Annotated in this window: 16 protein-coding genes; 9 read left to right on the top strand and 7 right to left on the bottom strand. The window is 50.2% G+C overall.

Annotation, left to right across the window (positions count from 1 at the left end):
- Window positions 1-352: 352 nt before the first annotated feature.
- Window positions 353-1,222 (bottom strand): hypothetical protein, encoded by an 870-nt coding sequence (locus AC1S52_RS11955; RefSeq protein WP_482029234.1) that lies wholly within the window; start codon window positions 1,220-1,222, stop codon window positions 353-355.
- Between the two features lie 143 nt (window positions 1,223-1,365).
- Here AC1S52_RS11955 and cobU point away from each other — a divergent pair, with 143 nt between their 5' ends.
- Window positions 1,366-1,932 (top strand): bifunctional adenosylcobinamide kinase/adenosylcobinamide-phosphate guanylyltransferase, encoded by a 567-nt coding sequence (gene cobU, locus AC1S52_RS11950; RefSeq protein ID WP_482029233.1) that lies wholly within the window; start codon window positions 1,366-1,368, stop codon window positions 1,930-1,932.
- Between the two features lie 226 nt (window positions 1,933-2,158).
- Window positions 2,159-2,584, top strand: a complete 426-nt coding sequence (locus tag AC1S52_RS11945; protein ID WP_482029232.1) for a hypothetical protein — start codon at window positions 2,159-2,161, stop codon at window positions 2,582-2,584.
- Window positions 2,585-2,603: 19 nt separating this feature from the next.
- On the opposite strand, the gene AC1S52_RS11940 is transcribed toward AC1S52_RS11945, so the two are convergent.
- Window positions 2,604-3,557 carry a ribonuclease Z gene (locus AC1S52_RS11940; RefSeq protein ID WP_482029231.1) on the bottom strand — a complete coding sequence of 318 codons (954 nt, stop codon included), beginning with the start codon at window positions 3,555-3,557 and terminating at the stop codon, window positions 2,604-2,606.
- Window positions 3,558-3,915: 358 nt separating this feature from the next.
- On the opposite strand from AC1S52_RS11940, the gene AC1S52_RS11935 reads away from it, so the two are divergent.
- Both AC1S52_RS11935 and AC1S52_RS11930 read left to right on the top strand, forming a co-directional pair.
- Window positions 3,916-5,130 carry a SpoIID/LytB domain-containing protein gene (locus tag AC1S52_RS11935; RefSeq protein WP_482029230.1) on the top strand — a complete coding sequence of 405 codons (1,215 nt, stop codon included), beginning with the start codon at window positions 3,916-3,918 and terminating at the stop codon, window positions 5,128-5,130.
- A gap of 98 nt (window positions 5,131-5,228) precedes the next feature.
- A complete protein-coding gene (locus AC1S52_RS11930) occupies window positions 5,229-5,498 on the top strand; it encodes a hypothetical protein (protein WP_482029229.1) in 270 nt (89 codons plus the stop codon).
- 298 nt (window positions 5,499-5,796) lie between these two features.
- Here the strand turns inward: AC1S52_RS11930 and rsgA are convergent, their stop codons facing one another.
- The 5 genes from rsgA to grpE form a co-directional block, all read right to left on the bottom strand.
- Entirely contained in the window at window positions 5,797-6,897 is a 1,101-nt protein-coding gene (gene rsgA, locus AC1S52_RS11925; RefSeq protein WP_482029228.1) for a small ribosomal subunit biogenesis GTPase RsgA, read from the bottom strand.
- Between the two features lie 13 nt (window positions 6,898-6,910).
- On the bottom strand, window positions 6,911-7,168 hold the full coding sequence (locus AC1S52_RS11920) for a sulfurtransferase TusA family protein (protein WP_482029227.1): 258 nt from the start codon (window positions 7,166-7,168) through the stop codon (window positions 6,911-6,913).
- 5 nt (window positions 7,169-7,173) lie between these two features.
- Complete coding sequence (gene dnaJ / locus AC1S52_RS11915; protein ID WP_482029226.1) at window positions 7,174-8,304, bottom strand: molecular chaperone DnaJ; 1,131 nt, start codon at window positions 8,302-8,304, stop codon at window positions 7,174-7,176.
- Window positions 8,305-8,422: 118 nt separating this feature from the next.
- Window positions 8,423-10,387: a molecular chaperone DnaK gene (gene dnaK / locus AC1S52_RS11910; RefSeq protein WP_482029225.1), complete on the bottom strand. Its 1,965-nt coding sequence runs from the start codon at window positions 10,385-10,387 to the stop codon at window positions 8,423-8,425.
- A 187-nt stretch (window positions 10,388-10,574) separates the two neighbouring features.
- Window positions 10,575-11,330 (bottom strand): nucleotide exchange factor GrpE, encoded by a 756-nt coding sequence (grpE, locus tag AC1S52_RS11905; protein WP_482029224.1) that lies wholly within the window; start codon window positions 11,328-11,330, stop codon window positions 10,575-10,577.
- 573 nt (window positions 11,331-11,903) lie between these two features.
- On the opposite strand from grpE, the gene AC1S52_RS11900 reads away from it, so the two are divergent.
- The 5 genes from AC1S52_RS11900 (at window position 11,904) to acnB (ending at window position 20,577) form a co-directional block, all read left to right on the top strand.
- On the top strand, window positions 11,904-13,898 hold the full coding sequence (locus AC1S52_RS11900; RefSeq protein ID WP_482029223.1) for a GspE/PulE family protein: 1,995 nt from the start codon (window positions 11,904-11,906) through the stop codon (window positions 13,896-13,898).
- A 233-nt stretch (window positions 13,899-14,131) separates the two neighbouring features.
- Complete coding sequence (locus AC1S52_RS11895; protein ID WP_482029222.1) at window positions 14,132-15,247, top strand: type IV pilus twitching motility protein PilT; 1,116 nt, start codon at window positions 14,132-14,134, stop codon at window positions 15,245-15,247.
- A gap of 356 nt (window positions 15,248-15,603) precedes the next feature.
- A complete protein-coding gene (locus tag AC1S52_RS11890) occupies window positions 15,604-16,827 on the top strand; it encodes a type II secretion system F family protein (RefSeq protein WP_482029221.1) in 1,224 nt (407 codons plus the stop codon).
- Between the two features lie 5 nt (window positions 16,828-16,832).
- Window positions 16,833-17,453, top strand: coding sequence for a hypothetical protein (locus AC1S52_RS11885; protein ID WP_482029220.1), 621 nt, complete (start codon window positions 16,833-16,835; stop codon window positions 17,451-17,453).
- 532 nt (window positions 17,454-17,985) lie between these two features.
- Window positions 17,986-20,577: a bifunctional aconitate hydratase 2/2-methylisocitrate dehydratase gene (gene acnB, locus AC1S52_RS11880; RefSeq protein WP_482029219.1), complete on the top strand. Its 2,592-nt coding sequence runs from the start codon at window positions 17,986-17,988 to the stop codon at window positions 20,575-20,577.
- Window positions 20,578-20,746 lie beyond the last annotated feature (169 nt).

Here is a 20,746-nt window from a genome sequence, read left to right as displayed (position 1 = left end):
CCCTGAGCAGAAGCTGGGGAGGGCTAAAAATCTAAATATAGACTGAAACCAGTGGGAGTAGGTGAACAATAAATTCCTATACGCTTGAGCTTCAAGGAATTCCGCTGGTTAATCGAATGGCTGTATTAATTCTTTATAACAGGCAAGCGTCTCAAACCAGGATTTGAGTTTACAGCAGACTCAATCTGTATTAACTACAGCCCGCACCTTAACCAAGCGGATGGGGATTTACTGCGATTTTCAGATGAGTAAACCACAATTGCGTGTGGATGAGTGGATGAGTGGGTGGGTGGCTTATGCAAGAGGAAACGGCTGCAAACGAGACTTGCTGTGGAGTTAAGCGGTAGGCTGGTTAAGCGTTTAGCCGCCCATGCACCATCACTAACGTCTCTGCCAGTTGCCCCAACCGGGTTTCCAAATATTGCTTGCGGGAAAGTAGCAGACGGAGGCGTTGATAACGGGCGATCGCCATGCCGACAGCAGGGACTTGTTCAGCAGGACAATGGCGGAACCACAGTTGCCCATCCTCATTCAAGCCACAAAGACGATACCCAGCAGCATTCACGTCCTGAGGGAGCTTGGCTGCCTCGGACAACGATGGGACTGGAGGGGAATCTTGTTGGGAAGAAGCCTTCATTTTTTCAACGTAGTTCATCAGGCAATCGACATCTGCATGACGAAACTGCGGGGCTTCCCCATCTTGCTGGGCATAGGACTCTAACCACCCATCGACAATCGGCCCCTCGATATAAAGATCTTGAATCTGCCGCAACACCTGTTGTAGCTCCTCTTGCCAGCTTACAACCGTTGTTTCCATTTCCTTCAAAAGCCCCATTGCCAGGGTAGGGTTGGCGGCATTGCGATGGCTGCTAAAGCTGGGAGTTTTAAGCCGGGGCAAAGCTGGCACTTTAACTTCGTTTAAGCTGGTCGATAGGGATTCGACGATCGCCTCTTTGGGGATAACATTCTCAGCCTCAGTGCCAGCCCCGGTAACGACATCAGTAGTAGTCTCAGTAGCGGTAGCGTCCGCTTCAACCATTGGCAAGATGGGTAATGCTGGCAAACTCACCTTTGCTACCTCTGGCACAGAGAAGCCTACGGGAGAATTGGCTAGTGCTTGAGCCGAAAGCTCGCGGGAGGGAAAGGGAACCGTAGATATGCTGGAATGCTGGTCCGCTAACTGGTGCAGTGCCGCCTCAATCCGCTTCAGTTCTCGTTTCATCGTCAGTTTAGACTCCCCAAAACGTCAAGCAAGGCATTAATCATATTGCTTCCGGCAGGAATGCCCTAGTATTCTATTGCGACATAGCCATTCTGCTACAATTTTTTGCTTCGATTTTTAACGTTGAATCTGTTCTCTGGAACATGAAACCCCAACCACCTGTCAGCAACATCATTCTGGTCACTGGTCCTGCCCGCAGTGGTAAGAGTGAATGGGCTGAAATGCTCGCACTCCGTTCTGGGAAAGCCGTAACTTACGTTGCAACAGCCCAAGTTGACCCCATGGATGTGGAGTGGCAGGCTCGGATTGCGCAGCATCAACGGCGACGTCCTTCTAACTGGCAAACATCGGATATTTCAACCAATAACCCAACGGGGTTAGCTGAAATGCTAGAGGCGGCATCTAAAAATAGTTGTCTGCTGGTGGATTCCCTTGGCACCTGGCTGGCAAATGGGCTGGAGCAGGATGATGCTATCTGGGCAAAGACGGTTCAATCGCTTCTGGAAAGCCTGGAACATACGGTTTGTGATGTGATTTTTGTGACTGAAGAAACCGGTTGGGGCGTTATTCCTGCCTATCCCCTGGGACGGACGTTTCGCGATCGCCTCGGTTCTCTCACCCGTCAAGTGGGGGCGATCGCAAATCCGGTTTATCTTGTCACCGCTGGGCACATCCTTAACCTAAGCGCTCTGGGAACACCCTTGCCTTGAAAGTAAAATTGCCTTACTGTCTTCGTTCGCCCAACTGCCCGTTTGATTAATCAAAGTTAATAAGAGTCTGGACTCCACTGAATTTAACTTTAGTTACAGATTTGGGTTCACCAGGGCTGGCAATGAAAACAGTAGCATAGAGCTAACAAAGAGGGGATCATCCCTAAATTCGCTCGTTCATCCAAAGGCGACGGTTGCTTTCTGAAGTTACTGAATCTTAAAGACTATGGCATCTGAACAACAGACTAGACAGTACCTCGCTTACTGGTTTCAACTTGGGAAGCGCGTTCTGATTCGAGGGGGTGAGCAAACCCTACTACCGTCTCCCGTCATTCAAGGCAATCGCTACAGCCAGGAGTTTGAGGAATGCTGGCAGCAGATTCGTTCTCATTATGCCGGTGATTGTTACATAGAGGGCACCAGTCAAACGATCGCCGACTTGCTCAGTCCTGCCTGGGAAGTTCTCCCCTGTAGTCGCTGTTCTATGCCAGTGCCAATTCGGTCCGTAGGGGTACCCGACTCATCCGACTGCCCCTGTTTTGATCTACCTGGCTGGCCCAATAATGAAATTCCCCAACCCCGTTCTCCGGTCAGCAACCAGGCGCATCTTTTACAAATTCGCGATCGCCTCCGTAAAGCCAGCGGACAGTAGAAGACAGTCATTGCCCTCTCTAAACCTTCGCCAGTTCTGCTAACTCGCGGCGAGGGATATTGTAAGTCCAAAAGTCCGACGCAAGCTCGGTCTTAGGGAAAATAGCGCGGGCTTCCGCCAGCAAATCCTTGACTTCTAAGTCATTTCCAGGGGCATAGCGGGGACTAAAGTGAGTCATAATCAACTGCTGCGCTTGGGCAGCCAGTGCCACCTGAGCCGCCATTGTCGATGTAGAATGCAACCGCTGATAAGCTAATTCTGCATCCTGATGGGCGAAGGTTGCTTCATGAATCAGCACATCTGCATCCTGCGCCAGATCAACGGCTGCATCGCAGAAGATGGTATCTGTGCAGTATGCCAGTTTACGCCCCACTTGAATTGGACCACACAAATCTGCCCCATTGACTCGCCGACCGTCTGGCAGAACAATCACCTCACCTTGCTTTAGCCTGCCATAGATGGGACCCGGTAGAATCCCCATGGCGGCTGCCCGTTTGGCATCAAAGTGCCCAGGACGGTCTTTTTCGGTCACCCGATAGCCAAAGGCAGGCACCCGATGCTTTAGCAACTCACAGCTAACGGTAAACTCTTCATCCTCAAACACTAAACCCGGATGAACCGTGTGAACTTTGACTGGATAGGAAAAATGGGTTTGGGAATAACGACGACACGCCTTCAGGTAATCATTTAGATCGGGGGGACCATAAATGTCAACTCGCTGCACATTTCCTGCCAGTCCACAGCTTGCCAGTAGTCCCATTAACCCAAAAATGTGGTCTCCATGCATATGAGTGATGAAGATGCGGGTCAACTGGCTTACTTTGAGGTCACTCCGAAGAATTTGGTGTTGAGTGCCTTCCCCGCAGTCAAACAGCCAAAATTCTGCTCTTTGAGGTAAGCGCAGGGCAACCCCTGAGACATTCCGTATCCGAGTGGGCACACCGGAACTGGTTCCGAGAAACGTGATTTGCAAAACTCAACAATCCCAGCTAATCGTTCTCCTGAAACTATACTGACACAAGCGGAAAGAAACTAGAGGAGGAGGGAGTCGGTTCTTCTGGGTTCGTCTTTTAGAAAACTTAATAAAATCATCAAAACACTACATACATTGTTGACAGCGCGTTTACTTCTATTTTTAGCAGCACATCTGGCGTATTAAGAAAGGAAGACAGGAAATGATTGGTTTGATTTCGGGAAATTTGACTTATATTAAGCGTCGGTAATCATACGAGAATGCGACTGACTGCGATCGCCTCAGATCGCGGCGCTACGATCTGTCTTTAGATATGTCTTCAACTGTTATTGATTGAACCTGTGAGGAGTTTTTAGAGATGTCGTTGGAACGCTTCTCCTTTTCGCTGCTGGCTCAGCTTAAATCCCTATCCCAATCAGGCAGACGGAGTTGGTGGATGGGACTGGCTGTTTGTTTGGCTGTCTTCCCCCACCTTTTCACCGGGATCGCTTCTGCTCAGTCAAATTCAGTAGACTTAAGGGTTGCGGTTAAAGACGGTGTGAGCCAGGTGACCGTGGGGAGTTCGACCCAGGCAGTCGTAAGAGATGGAGCCGGTCGTCCCCTGGGTGAAATTGCCGCCATGAACGCCTTCATCGCTCAACCCCAAAAAGGCAAAATCGCGATGGATCGCTGGCAAGCGGGACAGTTTTGGGTTGAGCCGAGTGCCGGAGGCTATGTTTTTATTGGCGATCGCTGGTATCGGGGACGCACCCAGGTGGTACCCAATGGTAAAGGGCTAACTGCCATCAACTACGTCAATTTAGAGCAGTACCTCTACAGCGTACTGGGCAGCGAAATGAATGGTAACTGGCCCCAGGAAGCGTTGAAAGCTCAGGCAGTGGCAGCCCGCTCCTATGCCCTTTATCAGCGTAACCGTGCTGCCGGTAAAGCCTTCGATATTGGTAATACCCAGGCGTGGCAAGTCTACACCGGCATTGCGGCTGAGGCTGCCGGAACCCAAACCGCAGTCAATGCCACTGCCGGTCAGGTGTTAACTTTTAAAGGGGAAATTATTGAAGCTGTCTTTCATTCATCGGCGGGTGGATGTACTGATAATGTCGAAGAAGTCTGGACTCAACCACTGCCCTATCTGCGCTCCGTTCAGGATTTTGACACCAGTTCACCTGTTGCTCAATGGACCGAAACTTTTTCTCGCAGCGAGCTGAGCAAGCGCATTTCAGGAGTTGGAAACATTCTGGCTCTCACGCCAGAGAAAACAACTACAAAATGTGGGCGGATTGTTTCCATGCAGGTAACGGGAGATGCCGGTAAGCGAACTATCACGGGTGAGGGTCTACGCACTGCTTTAGGCTTAAGGAGCACGCTGTTTGAAGTGGTTCCTACAGTCCAGAGATCTACAAAAGGAAAAGCTCAAATCCCAACGGCGTTTCAAATCAAAGGTCGTGGGTTTGGTCATGGGTTGGGAATGAGTCAATGGGGTGCCTACAGTCTGGCTATGCAGAAGCGCAATTACAAGCAGATTCTGATGCACTACTACCAGAACACCGAGCTAAGCATGATTCAGGTGAAGTAAAGAAGGGAGTTGGTTGGTGGTTGGTTTTTAGAAGTCACCCCCTGACACCTGGCACCTGGCACCTAACACCTTTTCAGTTTCAAATAAAGGTTTCGAGAGTGGACGTTCAAGATCGTCTAGATTCCCTGGAGTCGATTGTTCAACAAATTGGAGAAGCTGTTCTGGCAACTACAGACACCATCGATCGCCTCTCTGATCGCATGGATGCATTGGTTAACCAGGTTCAGCAACAGGGCTACCAAAATTTTGCCCTGACTGATGCCGTACAAACCATTACAGAAGTTCAGCAAGAGTCTCTGAAGCGGTTGGATAGAGTCAGCGATGCGCTAGAGCGATTAGTACGGGCGATCGAGCAACCCGATACCTGATCCTCAGTGGACTTATATGAACATGGGGCGACTGAAACCGGCAGTTCGGTTGCGATCGACCGATCTCGCCCCTCCATTGTTGCTTCGTGGAAATGGGCCCTCCCGCTGTCATAGTGACATCGCCGCTGTTGCCGCCAATACCTGCATTATTCATGACCCCTTCTGGGAACGTTCTTTATCATTCATCCTGCACCTCAGGTCATCCGAGAAGGGGGGATTAATTTCAATTACCTGCAATGAAGGTGCCAATATAGTTTCAAAAAGAGATTCTTGAAATATATTTCCTTCAACTAGACACCTATTCCTCCAACTCCTCAGTCAAACCCTGCAACTCCTGCTGTTGAGTCCGGCGTGAGGGACGACGATACTTTTTGGTCTCTAGCTTCGGTTCGTAAGACTGACGACCGTGGCTTTTGGTTTTCAGTTTCAGGGTAGACTCCCTATCCGCCGTGTGATCGAGCTTTGCCTGACGGGCGATCGCTTCCTCCAAAAAGCTCAAATAATGGGTATACCGTTCCCAATCTCCCCGCACCGCACAATTTGGTTCATTCCGGTGCAGACAGTCACTAAACTGACAGTCAGCAACTGCCAGACGCTCCTGTGCCTCTGGGAAATAGGCAACTAACTCCTCTGGCGCACAATCCAGTTCTGGCTGATTGAAGCCAGGGGTATCTGCCAGTAGCCCACCCTGGGGCAGTTCAAATAACTCCACATGGCGAGTGGTGTGCCTTCCCCTGGCTAACTTGCCTGAAACCGCCCCAACCCGTAAATTTGCCTGGGGAATCAGCCAGTTAATCAAGCTAGATTTACCAACTCCTGATGGACCCGAAACAACCGTAATTTGGTGGCTGAGACGAACTAGCAAGGCATCCAGCCCGACCCTGGTCTGAACGCTAATCAGAAGAGGATTGTACCCCCATTGTTGTAGGCGACTGAACCACCGTTCCTGGTCTGCTTCGCTCAGCAGGTCGCTCTTATTGAGACACAGGCACACCTGTAACTCCGTCGATTCTGCTTTCACCAAAAACCGACTTAACTGATGAGGATCCAGGTCAGGTTCTGTCAAGGCAAACACCAGCAGAATCTGCTCTGCATTTGCAACCGGCGGACGATCCAGTTCCGACTTGCGCGGAAAGACCTGGGAAATAGCCCCCCGTCCCCCTGCCAAGTCAGGCTCCTCCACCTCCACCCGATCGCCTACCATCACCCGCTGTCCAATCTTTTTCAGGCGCGATCGACGAGTGCAGAGGAGCGTGGCAGGGGGAGAAGGGGAAAGGGGGAGAGGGGAAGATTGTAGTTCAAGCCGAACTTGATAATAGTTTGCTTGAATTGCCAGCACTGTTCCAACCAAAGTGGTTATGCCTGAGTTTTTCAGAAGATCTGGTAACTCAGCACTCATAACTCAATACTCATCACTCGGCACTTGCTGCCGGACACCGAACTCTAACGGCAAAAAAGTCAGAGCGGTCTTCAATCTGCTCAATGCCATAGCCTTCCATAATCAGACTATCGGGGACTTGCTCGATCGGTTCACCCGGATCTAACCAGACTTCTAGCAGCGCACCAGGTTCCATCTGTTCCAGTCGTAGCTTTGTGCGCACAAAGTTGATCGGGCAGGGAGTTCCCCGCAGATCAAGCTGGGCATCTGGAGTAACTGAGGGAGAATTCAATGGACTCATCCGCCAAACATCTTGCCAAAAATACCTTCAATGTTGCCTTTACCGACGCGATCGCCCCTGAGCTTTGCCAGCTTTTCCAGCAACTCTCGCTCTTCAGCCGAAACCTTAGTCGGAATATCAACTTGAACTGTTATCAAATGATCGCCCCGACTGACCGGATTCCCTAACCTGGGCACCCCTTTCCCTTCCAGGGTAAGCACCTTTCCAGGCTGAGTTCCGGGTGGGATCACTAGTTCTTCGGGGTCTTCTACGGTATTGATTTCCAGACGGCTACCTAAAATAGCTTGTAGATAGCTAATTTTCAGCTCCGATAAAACATTAATCCCTTCCCGGCGAAACTCAGCATCTTCATTGACAAACAGGTAAACATAGAGATCCCCTGCTGGACCTCCCCGCTGACCAGCATCTCCTTCGCCAGATACACGCAGACGGGTTCCATTATCGACCCCTGCTGGGATATTGATCTTCAGCTTCTTCGTTTCCTGGCGCTGACCGTTACCTCCACAGGACTCACACTTGTCCTCAATCATCTGCCCAGAACCATTGCAGGTAGGGCAGACCGAAACTTGAGTAAAACTACCGAAGGGGGTACGAGTTGCCCGCCGCACCTGTCCTGAACCGCTACAGGTCGAACAAGTCCGTGGACGAGTTCCTGGCTTAGCTCCCGTTCCGCTACAGGTGGCACAGGTTTCTAAGTGATTAATCCGAATCTCACGCTCACCACCAAAAATGGCTTCCCGAAATTCCAGCTTTAGATCCAGGCGTAAATCATCTCCCCGCACTGGACCCGTTCGCCTACGGGTAGCTTGACCAGGTGCTCCGCCAAAACCACTGAAGAAACTTTCAAAGATATCGGCAAAGCCTCCCATATCGCCGAAATCCTGGAACCCAGCAGCCCCCGCCCCCGAACTAACGCCTGCCTCACCAAATCGGTCATAGCGGGCACGGATTTCCGGTTCCGAAAGCACTTCATAGGCACGATTAATCTCTTTGAAGCGCTCCTCAGCCCCATCTTCCTTATTCACATCCGGGTGATATTTGCGGGCTAGACGACGATACGCACGCTTAATTTCCTCTTTGTCTGCATCACGAGAAACGCCAAGGATTTCGTAATAATCACGAGCCATAGATTGCTACTTTGAAGGGTAAAGGGATTTTGAGCACTAGGGTCATTCTAAATGTTAGGGCTTTAACTTGGACAATCAGCCCTCATCTTCACCCACCGCCTACCACCCTATACCTTAACTAATCTACAGCCTCATAATCAGCCGTAACCGTCGCATCATTGTCAAAACTGTACTCGGTCTCATCAGGTTCAGACGATAGCTCGGTTGGGTCGTACTGTACTGTGACATCGACATTCCCACTGGCACCCAGGTCTTCATCGTCCGAGTCCTGATCGGCTCGTTGATAAACGGATGTGCCCATCGTAAACAACGTTTGTTGCAGGGAGTCCAGCCGATCCCGTAGTTCCTCAACTGAAATCGACGGGTCTGCGATCGCTGCCTTCAATTCAGCAACTTTTTCCACCGCCTGAATTTTTAGCTCATCTGGGATGAATTCGCCATTATCCCTGAGCACGTCCTCATAACTATAAAACAGAGCATCTGCCTGGTTTCTCAGCTCAGCCAGCTTCTGCCGCCGCAGATCTTCTTCCCGGAAGACCTCTGCTTCTTGCTTCATCCTCTCAATCTCAGTCTGGCTTAAACCGCCTGTATTGGTGATCGCGACACTCTGTTCGCGACCTGTTCCTTTATCACGGGCAGACACTTTTAAAATCCCGTTAGCATCAATGTCAAACGACACTTCAATCTGAGGCACTCCACGGGGAGCAGGCGGAATGCCATTTAACTGAAACTTACCCAGGCTCTTATTATCTCTGACCATTGCCCGCTCACCCTGCAAAACATGGATTTCGACCGAGGTCTGTCCATCTGTGGCTGTTGAGAAAACTTGGGTTTTGCTGGTGGGAATCGTCGTATTGCGATCAATGATTCTGGTAAAGACTTCACCCAACGTTTCAATTCCTAAAGAAAGAGGGGTGACATCCAACAGCAACAAGTCCTTCACCTCGCCGCCTAACACACCAGCCTGAATGGCGGCTCCCAGGGCAACCGCTTCATCCGGATCGACCGAACGATCGGGAGCTTTGCCCTTGAAGTAGTCTGTAATTGCCTTTTGGACGGCTGGAATGCGGGTGGAACCGCCCACCAATAAGATCCGATCAATATCTTCCACCGTCAGAGCCGCATCTTTTAGTGCCTGCTCGGTTGGTTCAATCGTACTTTCAACTAGACTCTTGACCAGATCCTCAAATTTGGCACGGGTCAGTTCCATTTCCAGATGCTTAGGTCCTGTCTCATCGGCGGTAATGAACGGCAGGTTGATGGAAGTTGAGAGGGTGCCAGAGAGTTCGATCTTGGCTTTTTCGGCGGCTTCCCGTAGCCGCTGGAGTGCCATTTTATCAATCGATAGATCGATTCCTTCCTGCTCCTTGAAGCTATCAATCATCCAGCTAACAATGCGGGCATCAAAATCGTCTCCCCCCAGATGGTTATTCCCAGAGGTGGCTTTAACTTCAAACACGCCGTCTCCCATTTGCAGGATGGAGACATCGAAGGTTCCCCCCCCCAGGTCAAACACCAGAATGCATTGCTCCTGATCTTGCTTGTCCAGTCCATAGGCAAGAGCCGCCGCGGTTGGCTCGTTGATGATACGCATCACCTCTAAGCCAGCGATCGTGCCCGCGTCTTTAGTTGCCTGTCTCTGGGCATCGCTGAAGTAAGCTGGTACGGTAATCACTGCCTTGAGGACGGGTTCACCCAGATAATTCTCAGCATCCAGCTTCAGTTTTTGCAGGATCATGGAAGAGACTACTTGAGGAGTGTAGATATCCCCCCGAATTTGCACATTCACCGTATCGTCTTTACCCTTGATGGCATTGTAGGGAACACGGGAGCGTTCAGTTTCAGTCTCGTCCCAACGGCGACCAATAAACCGTTTGATGCTGAAGACGGTGTTTTCAGCGTTTGTAACAGCCTGGCGTTTAGCCAGTTGACCGACGAGCCGATCGCCCGCTTTACCAAAGCCAACCATACTGGGGGTGGTCCGTCCGCCCTCCGAACTGGAGATGACGATCGGTTGGCCGCCTTCTAAGACAGCAACACAGCTATTTGTCGTCCCTAAGTCGATACCAATGACTTTTCCCATAGCGAGTGGCGGTGAGTGAATGAAGTGGATGGGGGTAACTAGTTGCAATAGAAAACTAACTGCGAGTAGGTCACGATTAATTGTCCAATTGAATCAACTAATCCCCAATGTTCCCAAACTCAAACAGAAAACATACGCACCTGAATAAAAAAACGGCAGACAGCAAAAAAAGTTTTGCTCTCAAAACCTAACTCTCCGAACCACCCTGATTTCCCTCTTCAGTAGCTACCACTGGCTCTGGAGCCGTAGCAACTTTGACCAAAGCATGACGTAGAACCCGTTCACCTAACATATAGCCCCGCTGCATTTCCTCCAGCACAGTGCCTTCAGGATGTTCATCGGTGGGCTGGCGCATGACCGCTTCATGCAGGTTGGGGTCAAATTCTTTCCCTTCAGAGCGCATGGGGGCAACCCCAATTCGCTTGAGGCATTCAACTAACTGCTTATAAACACTTTGATAGCTTTTGTGAATGCTCGTTTCTTGCTCAGTTTGTGGCTTAATTTGAGAACGGGCGCGTTCAAAATTATCAACAACCGGTAGCAATTCATTGATAGTGGAGCATTTAATTTGCTGCTCTAGCTCTTCCCGTTCTCGCTGAGTTCGCTTCCGATAATTATCAAAGTCAGCAGCAATCCGAACACATTGCCCCGTTCGATCTTCTACCTGAAGCTTGAGGGATTTGATTTCATTGGTCAGCTCTGTGATCGCAGCGGTATAGTCAAACTCATCCACCTGATCGGCACCCAATTCAGCCGCATCCGCCTCGATAGCCTCTGCCGCTCCTGAGGCATCTCCCTCTACTCCTCCTGAAACCTGGAATTCTGACACGGCTTCTACACCAGTATTCCCTTCCAGGGGGGCGCTTCCCGTTTCCTGAATGCCTTCCCGGGATTCTGCGGCTGAATTTTGCGTACTCTCCAATTGGTTTTCTTCGTCAATCATCCTGATGTATTCCCAAACTCTGTATCTGCTGATTGCATTACCAAACCTATCCTATACGTTCTCAGAATGAAGCGATCGCAAGGATTAAGAAACCCGCTTCAGCCAGTTAATTGCCATCGTTTATCATTTAACCTTCAGGTTACCTTAAATTCTCCAAAACACTCGTCAAAGGTGGCCATTCTAAAGCTCTGCCCATCTCCTAAAACCCATCCGTAGGCAACGATTTGTATCTCAAACACCTGAAGCAGCCGTCTTCGGAAGCTATCATCTTGGGAAAAGCTCAAACATTCTTTAATATGCGATTGACAGCCTAGCCAATTGACAGCGGTTTTCACTCAACGGCGGCACACCCTGGTTTCCACTACTTCTTGACTTGACCGGGCTGTTCTCCGCTTACTTGAGAATTGCTAGAGTTTTGGTCGTTCATGGTGATTTCAGTTCGACTATCCTTTAGGCTAAGACCTTTTCATCCGCTACCCTGCCATAGAGTACTGAGCTTCTCTAAGGCAAGACGGTTCTTTCTGGATTTTTTGGGAATATTCTAGTAAAACGGCATTACTCTATACCTCCGCTATGACTAACTCCTCATCGTCGCGTCGCGCTCTTGTCGTCCAGAACAATTTTTCTCCGTTCGGCAATAAGCTGATTCAGTCTGGCTACGTCAATAACGAGCAGATGCAGCAGGCTCTGATTGAAAGTCGTAAGACCGGTAAGTCTTTGACTGATGTACTGGAGTCTATTACCGGGCAGCAACTACCGCCCGATCTGCTCCGCCAGTACAAGAAGCAACAACTTTTTGAACTCAAAATTCTTTACGGCGTAGAGTCGCTCGATCCGGAAATTAGTCAAATTTCGACCAGCCAGGTCAGTGAGTTGATTGATAACCTGATTTCCATTGATCTGTGCCGTCGCTATCGTCTGGTTCCCCTCTCAAAGAACGATGAAGCCCGTAGCGTGCTGGTCGCAATGGTTGACCCAGATAACCTGGGGGCACAGGATGATCTGAATCGGATTCTGCGTCCCCAAGGGTTATCCCTACAACGTCTCGTGATTACGTCTGAAGACTTTCAGCGGCTAATTAACCGCTATCTAGATGAGCAAGTTGAGCGCCAGCGACAAAAAGAGCAGGAGGAGAAGGTTGACGTTCAATCGGATCTGGAAGAGCTAGGCTACCTTGATTTGCAAGATGCCCCTGATGAAGCCGATGCCAACTTAGATGTTGCGGATGCTGAAGCGGCTCCGGTGATTGCCCTCGTCAACAAGATTATGATTAAAGCCCTTCAGGAGGGCGTTTCCGATATCCACATTGAACCTCAAGAAGAGTACCTGCGGGTTCGGTTCCGCAAAGATGGGGTATTGCGACAAGCCTTTGATCCATTTCCTAAAAAGATCATCCCTGCCGTGACCGCCCGCTTCAAAATCATTGCTCAACTGGACATTGCTGAACGCCGATCGCCCCAGGATGGACGAATTCGCCGAATTTACGACGGACGCAAAATTGATTTCCGGGTTAACACCCTTCCCAGCCGTTATGGGGAGAAGGTGGTACTCCGAATTTTGGATAACTCAGCGACTCAGCTTGGTTTAGATAAGCTGATTGCAGACCCAGAATCACTCCAAATTGTTCAAGAAATGGTGCGCCGACCGTTTGGACTGATTCTGGTGACGGGTCCAACAGGGTCTGGTAAAACGACAACGCTCTACTCTGCTCTGGCGGAAAGAAATGATCCAGGTGTCAACATCAGTACCGCTGAAGACCCAATTGAATATACCCTGCCAGGATTGACCCAGGTGCAAGTTATCCGGGAAAAGGGACTGGACTTTGCGGCTATCTTGAGGGCTTTCCTGCGGCAAGATCCGGATGTGATTCTGGTGGGTGAGACGCGCGACCGGGAGACAGCAAAAACAGCGATTGAGGCAGCCCTCACAGGACACCTGGTTTTGACGACCCTGCACACAAATGATGCCGCTGGGGCGATCGCCCGTCTGGACGAAATGGGCGTTGAACCCTTCATGGTGTCCGGGGCGCTGATCGGTGTAGTTGCCCAACGTCTGGTGCGGCGGGTGTGCGATGAGTGCCGCATCCCCTACAGCCCCTCTAGAGAAGAACTGGCTAGATTTGGACTGTCTGCTGCGAGAGATGGTGAACTCACGCTTTACAAAGCCAATACCCTCTTACCCAATGAGGTTCAAGAAGCAAGAGCTAAAAACGAGCTTTGTCCCAAATGTGGCGGAGTTGGCTATAAAGGACGCTGTGGGGTTTACGAAGTCATGCGCGTTACAGAACGTCTGCAAACCATGATTAACCAGGGTGCCCCCACCGACAATATTAAAGAAGTGGCGGTTGAGGAAGGAATGCAAACTCTGCTGGCATACAGTCTGAACCTGGTTCGGACTGGCTATAGCACGTTGGAGGAGGTTGAACGAGTCACCTTTACCGATACTGGACTGGAATCTGAATTAAGAGCAAAACGGAAATCCTCTCTTTCCTGCAAAACCTGCAATGCCGATCTGAAGCAGGAATGGCTAGATTGCCCCTACTGTATGACACCCCGTTTCCAGGATTAGGCATAGCAGGATCAGGTATATCGTCAGTCAGATGGCAATAGACCCCGAATTTATGGCGATCGCTCCGCCTGAAACGACCCAAGCTCGGTTGGGTAGACTAAGGTTTTAAAGTCCTGAGTCCGGCAGTGCAGCCAATCCTCCATCATCATGTAGTCGGTTATCTATACTATTAGCCAAAACAGTATTAGCCAAAACAGCATTCTGAATACCCAATCGCCAAAGGAGCAAGCCTCATGGAATTAATGATTGAAGACCTGATGGAGCAGCTAATTGAAATGGGCGGCTCCGACCTGCACCTGACAGCCGGTCTTCCGCCTTACTTCCGGATCAGTGGTCACTTGCAGCCGATCGGCGATCAGTCGCTCACCGCCGAGGAATGCCAGAGACTCATTTTCAGCATGCTGAACAATACCCAGCGTAAAAACCTGGAGCAAAACTGGGAACTGGACTGTTCCTACGGCGTCAGAGGTTTGGCTCGGTTCCGGGTCAACGTTTATAAAGACCGGGGCACCTATGCTGCTTGTCTGCGGGCACTCAGTTCCAAAATTCCTAACTTCGATAAGCTGGGGCTTCCCGATGTGGTTCGGGAAATGTCTGAAAAACCGAGAGGCTTGATTCTAGTAACCGGACCAACCGGCTCTGGTAAAACTACAACCCTGGCTGCCATGATCGACCTGATCAATCGCACCCGGGCAGAGCATATCCTCACAATTGAAGATCCAATTGAGTTCGTTTACGAGCCAATCAAAAGCCTGGTTCACCAGCGCCAACTGGGAGAAGACACCAAAAGTTTTGCGAACGCTCTAAGGGCAGCACTGCGGGAAGACCCCGACATCGTTCTGGTGGGTGAGATGCGTGACTTGGAAACCATTTCACTGGCAATCTCTGCCGCAGAAACAGGGCACCTCGTCTTTGGTACATTGCACACCAGTTCAGCCGCTCAAACCGTAGACCGGATGATTGATGTGTTTCCGGCTGAACGGCAAACCCAGGTAAGGGTTCAGCTTTCTAACTCCCTGGTGGCAGTCTTCAGCCAAACCCTGGTTTCCAAGAAAAATCCGAAACCGGGTGAGTACGGTCGAATTATGGCTCAGGAAATCATGATTGTGACCCCTGCTATCTCTAACCTGATTCGAGAAGGGAAAACAGCTCAAATTTATTCTGCTATTCAGACCGGCGGTAAGTTAGGGATGCAGACCTTGGAGAAAGTCCTATCTGACCAATACAAGGCAGGACTAATTACCTTTGAGTCAGCCATGTCTAAGACTTCACGCCCCGATGAACTCCAGCGCTTGATTGGGGGATCTCCGGCGGGAGCCGCTCAAGCAGGTATGGCAGCAAGACGTTAGAGCAATCCCCCCCGATCTTTCTAACCCAGCATTCGGTTCTGGCGGAAAGATCGGGGGGATGCTTAAGAACATTGTTTGAGAAGGCGATAGTACCAGTCTGATTACAATTCTTTACACTATTCGCCAACACCGTTTTAGTGTGCATGATAGAACAATTGATGAGTCGCCTTTGCTTTGACACAGTTGCCTTTAGAGCTGATTTAGTTTCTTTAAATCCGTGATTGAATGGCGATTCGTCAAAGCTCTAAGCACCCATAACCAACCATTGATTGCGTTCCCAGTCCCTCATTTATTTGACATTTAACTTTTGTTTTGGATCTTCCAGGTCACTCATTCGTTCCATCCAGGTATCTGCTATGCCTACCTTCGTTGCCCGCGTTCAAGACGCTAAAGGGAATGCCCGGAGAGAGAAAATCGTTGCTGAAACCATTTCGGACGCACGGACTGCTCTGCGCGAGAAAGGGCTTTTTATCCAAGAGCTGAAGCAGGATGAAGGTCTGTCCATGAACTTCGATATGAAGAAGTTTCAGACTTCCATGACTTCGGTCACTGTGAAGGATAAAGCCGTTTTTTCGCGTCAGTTCGCCGCACTGGTGAATGCTGGGGTGGCTATGGTAAGGGGTTTAGGGGTACTTTCTGAGCAATGCCAGAACCCTAAACTGAAAAATGCCTTGATGGACATCAGTGCTGATGTGCAACAGGGGATGAACCTTTCCGATGCCATGCGAAAACACCCCCAATGCTTTGACAACCTTTACACCAGCATGATTCAGGCAGGCGAAGTGGGTGGGGTGCTGGATGAAGTATTAAACCGTCTGGCAAAACTACTGGAAGATATTGCCCGCTTGCAAAACCAGATCAAGTCTGCAATGGCATACCCAATAACGGTTGGCTTCCTGGCAACGGTTATTTTCCTTGCTATGACAATCTTTCTGCTGCCCGTTTTTGCTGGCATTTTTAAGGAGATTGGGACGGAACTTCCGGCATTTACACAGATGATGTTGAACATCAGTGAATTCCTCCGAAGTCCAAATGTCCTGATCCTGATTATTCTGATTCCCGTTGTGATTTTTGCCTACAGACAGTACTACAAAACGCGAGCGGGTAGGGAGACGATGGATCGTCTGTTTCTCAAAATGCCTTTGTTTGGCGATCTGATTCAAAAAACAGCAACTGCTCGTTTTTGCCGCACCTTTGGAGCATTGACCCGTTCGGGGGTTCCCATTCTGACTTGTCTGGAAATTGTACGAGACACGGCAGGTAATCAGGTGATTGCGAATGCGGTCGATGAAGCGCGGCGCGAAATTCAAACTGGGGGCTTGATCAGTATTGCCCTACAGAAGGAACAGGTCTTCCCGCTGATGGCGATTCAGATGATTAGCATTGGTGAGGAAACCGGGGAAATCGATAAGATGCTGATGAAAGTGGCGGACTTTTATGAAGATGAAGTAGAGCAGGCAGTGAAAGCCCTAACCAGCATTATGGAACCCATCATGATCATTTTCCTAGGAGGAATGGTGGGTTCGATTCTGCTGTCAATGTATCTGCCCATGTTCGCTGTGTTTGAGAAGTTGGGTTAATAAGCATGTCGGTCAAGCAAAACCACTATGAAGAGTTGCTGGCTGAGTACAGTAACGCTGAGGCGGCCATCGCCCTGCTGAAGCGGTATCGTCCTTATCTGGAATTGTTACCCAGTATGCGCCGTCCTGGGGAAAGCCTGATCACGATTCCCCTACCGATCATCAAGCGCCGTAGCTCCGTTGCCCAACCTGGGCAGGGCAGAGCTGGTACTTCGATTAGTGAGAGCCTTTGCCTCGCTTGCGACATTGCCATCTTAATGTGTGATCCTGAGTGGAAGATAAAGACAGGAGTGGAGATTTTTATCTTTATCCATCGTCCTGAAGAAGACTTTTCTGATTTATTAGGGCGATGGAGACAAACTCAAGTTTCGCTCAGTCAAGGCTATGAATGGAACATGCCTCTGCGTTACCGCCACATTTTGAGTGAAGGAGCAGACAACATTTACCCACTGTTTGTTGTGTTTGAAGGAACGCCTGATCGCATCAAACGGGGGCTTAAGGGTGCCTTTTTGCCATTTGTGACTCAGTCGCTCGATACCAGTCCAGAAGAAGAATCAGAACCTTCTAACAATGAGCTGTTATGGACAAACCACGAGGACTCCTTAACAGAGCGGGATGACTCTTAGATTTAGTCTTACAGCCTATCCAGAGCCTTTTCCGATTAAGGGTTGAGTCTTGGTTAATCCTGGTAAAGCCTTATTGGACAGGGGATTAAGTTTGGCACCCCTGGTTGAGGCAGAGCGGAGTTTGGAGGGCAAAGTCGGTCAGCCTATCCAATTTTCGCCTGTAAGTAGTCACTCTGCTCTAGGGAACATCGCTGGTGCTGCATTATCCTCCAGGAGGCTTTCGATGAATTGCAGAGGTTAAATGAGTAAGAGCGATCGCTGATCGAGGGATACCAGCAATTGCAGGATGTTAGGGCGATCGGCTGGAGTTGGTGAAGGAGCAATCAGAAAGGCATCAATGCACCCTACAGAACAGGTGCTTTGGCTGAGGTTTTGCCAGATTAGCCTGACGCTGTAAACTCAAGGTTGCGTCAATTAGGTATCATTCCCAACCGCAAACACGGTTCAGCGGAAGTACCTTATGCAGGTGATGCAAATGCTCGATCACTAACATCTCTAACTGGAAGCTATCCATCAAAAACGAGACCCTACTATGCTTGAATCCTATCGCCAACATGTTGCCGATCGCGCCCAATTAGGCATTCCCCCCCTTCCCCTCAGCGCCCAGCAAACTTCTGATCTGTGTGAGTTGCTAAAACAGCCACCCTCTGGGGAAGAAGCATTTTTGGTTGAGCTACTGTGCGATCGCATCCCCCCCGGCGTAGACCAGGCAGCCTATGTGAAGGCAGGGTTTTTAACAGCAATTTCGAAAGGTGAAATCACTAGCCCCATGGTTTCCCCTAAATATGCCGTTGAACTCCTGGGCACCATGATGGGTGGCTACAACGTCCACGCGCTGATTGAATTGCTTCAGACTGGGAATGGGGAACTGGCAGAGACGGCGATCGCGGCTTTAAGCAAAACTCTATTAGTCTATGATGCCTTCCACGATGTTCAGGAACTAGCAGAGCAGGGGAATGCCTACGCCAAACAGGTGATGAATTCCTGGGCAGAGGCGGAATGGTTTACCAGTCGCCCCGAACTACCCGAATCGATTACTGTCACAGTGTTCAAGGTGATCGGGGAAACCAACACCGATGACCTGTCCCCTGCTCCCCATGCCACCACCCGCCCAGATATTCCCCTCCACGCAACCGTCATGCTGGAAACCCGGATGCCGGGAGGTCTAGACACGATTGCGGAACTGAAGACCAAAGGGTATCCCGTTGCCTATGTGGGCGACGTAGTAGGAACTGGATCCTCCCGCAAATCAGCGATTAACTCAGTCCTCTGGCACATTGGGGAAGACATTCCCTGCGTCCCTAACAAACGTACAGGGGGTTATATTTTGGGCGGTAAAATCGCGCCCATCTTCTTCAACACCGCTGAAGACTCCGGTGCTCTACCAATTGAGTGTGATGTCACTCAGATGGAGACGGGGGACCTGATCACCCTCTACCCCTACAGAGGCGAAATCACGAATCAAACTGGTGAAGTGATTGCCACCTTCAAGCTGAAGCCAGATACAATCCTGGATGAAGTTCGGGCAGGCGGTAGAATTCCCCTGCTGATTGGGCGCACTCTCACCGATAAAACCCGCGCAGTCATGGGCTTAGAACCCAGCCCAATTTTCACCCGTCCTCAGATGCCCGTTGATACGGGTAAAGGCTTCACCCTGGCACAGAAAATGGTGGGTAAAGCCTGTGGTCTACCGGGTGTACGTCCTGGAACTTATTGCGAACCCGTCATGACTACCGTCGGTTCCCAGGACACGACTGGACCGATGACCCGCGACGAACTGAAGGAACTTGCCTGTCTCGGTTTTGGTGCCGATCTGGTGATGCAAAGCTTCTGCCACACAGCGGCATACCCCAAACCCGTAGATATCAATACCCACAAAGATCTTCCTGATTTCATCAATTCCCGTGGCGGTGTTTCCCTCCGCCCTGGAGATGGCATCATCCACTCCTGGCTTAACCGGATGCTGCTGCCGGATACGGTCGGTACAGGTGGCGACTCCCATACCCGTTTTCCATTAGGAATCTCTTTTCCGGCTGGTTCTGGCTTAGTGGCTTTTGCGGCAGCTCTGGGTGTGATGCCGCTGGATATGCCCGAATCTGTGCTGGTGCGTTTCAAAGGGAGCCTGCAATCGGGTGTCACCCTGCGGGATATTGTGAATGCAATTCCCTACGTTGCCATGCAGCAGGGCAAGCTGACGGTTGCCAAAGAAAACAAGCAGAACGTATATTCCGGCAAAATCATTGAGATGGAGGGGTTGCCTGACCTGAAGCTGGAGCAAGCGTTTGAATTGACGGATGCTACAGCGGAGCGATCGGCAGCGGGATGTACAATCAAACTCAGCACTGACACCGTTGCTGAGTATTTGCGCTCTAATGTGGCATTGCTAAAAAATATGGTTGCCCGTGGTTATGGGGATGCCCGCACAATTTTGCGTCGGGTTGCCAAAATGGAGCAGTGGTTGGCAAATCCCTCTTTAATGGCTGGCGATCGCGATGCGGAATATGCCGACGTGATTGAAGTGGATCTGGATCAGATTAAAGAACCGCTGCTGGCGGCTCCCAATGATCCAGATAACATCAAGCTGATGTCTGAGTGTGCCGGGGATCCCATCCATGAAGTTTTCATTGGTTCCTGCATGACTAATATTGGGCATTACCGTGCTGCCGCTAAGGTGCTGGAGGGTGACGGACCAGCAAAGGTACGTCTGTGGATTTGTCCCCCCACCCGGATGGACGAAAAGCAACTGCGAGAAGAAGGCTACTACGGCATCTTCGCCGCCGCTGGAGCCAGAACCGAAATGCCAGGATGCTCTCTTTGCATGGGCAACCAGGCACGGGTCGCAGATGGCGTGACTGTTTTCTCAACTTCGACCCGTAACTTTAATAACCGTATGGGCAAAGGGGCACAGGTTTATCTGGGTTCGGCAGAACTGGCAGCAGTCTGCGCCCTTCTGGGAAGAATTCCCACAGTAGAAGAGTATAAGAAGATTGTCACTCGGAAAATTGATCCGTTTGCTGCCAACCTCTACCGGTACCTCAACTTTGACCAGATTACCGGATTTGAAGATGAAGGTCGCCTGATCTCGAAGGAAGAGGAAACCCGGATAGTAGCTTCAGTTGGCTAACTAGATAATAGCTAATGGATAGTTGATTTCATCTAGCGGCTCACCAAAGGAACTTTACCAGGTAATCTAAACCTAGAAAAACCAATTTGCGAGATTTTGAAGGGTTGCAAACCCTTCAAAATCTGCTTGGCAGACTATTAGTGCGGGCGGGCTAATTATAGACCTGTTG

This window comes from Kovacikia sp. CALU 1929, from assembly GCF_056784235.1.
The sequence above is the reverse complement of the archived record's forward strand: the minus strand, read 5'-3'. Positions and strand labels throughout refer to the sequence as shown.

Bases quoted from the DNA above. Each gene is read 5' to 3' on its own strand.
- dnaK (WP_482029225.1), bottom strand. From the start codon at position 10,387: ATGGGAAAAGTCATTGGTATCGACTTAGGGACGACAAATAGCTGTGTT.
- AC1S52_RS11895 (WP_482029222.1), top strand. From the start codon at position 14,132: ATGGAATTAATGATTGAAGACCTGATGGAGCAGCTAATTGAAATGGGC.
- AC1S52_RS11955 (WP_482029234.1), bottom strand. From the start codon at position 1,222: ATGAAACGAGAACTGAAGCGGATTGAGGCGGCACTGCACCAGTTAGCG.
- AC1S52_RS11885 (WP_482029220.1), top strand. From the start codon at position 16,833: ATGTCGGTCAAGCAAAACCACTATGAAGAGTTGCTGGCTGAGTACAGT.
- acnB (WP_482029219.1), top strand. From the start codon at position 17,986: ATGCTTGAATCCTATCGCCAACATGTTGCCGATCGCGCCCAATTAGGC.
- dnaJ (WP_482029226.1), bottom strand. From the start codon at position 8,304: ATGGCTCGTGATTATTACGAAATCCTTGGCGTTTCTCGTGATGCAGAC.
- AC1S52_RS11900 (WP_482029223.1), top strand. From the start codon at position 11,904: ATGACTAACTCCTCATCGTCGCGTCGCGCTCTTGTCGTCCAGAACAAT.
- AC1S52_RS11890 (WP_482029221.1), top strand. From the start codon at position 15,604: ATGCCTACCTTCGTTGCCCGCGTTCAAGACGCTAAAGGGAATGCCCGG.
- AC1S52_RS11935 (WP_482029230.1), top strand. From the start codon at position 3,916: ATGTCGTTGGAACGCTTCTCCTTTTCGCTGCTGGCTCAGCTTAAATCC.
- grpE (WP_482029224.1), bottom strand. From the start codon at position 11,330: ATGATTGACGAAGAAAACCAATTGGAGAGTACGCAAAATTCAGCCGCA.
- AC1S52_RS11945 (WP_482029232.1), top strand. From the start codon at position 2,159: ATGGCATCTGAACAACAGACTAGACAGTACCTCGCTTACTGGTTTCAA.
- cobU (WP_482029233.1), top strand. From the start codon at position 1,366: ATGAAACCCCAACCACCTGTCAGCAACATCATTCTGGTCACTGGTCCT.
- rsgA (WP_482029228.1), bottom strand. From the start codon at position 6,897: ATGAGTGCTGAGTTACCAGATCTTCTGAAAAACTCAGGCATAACCACT.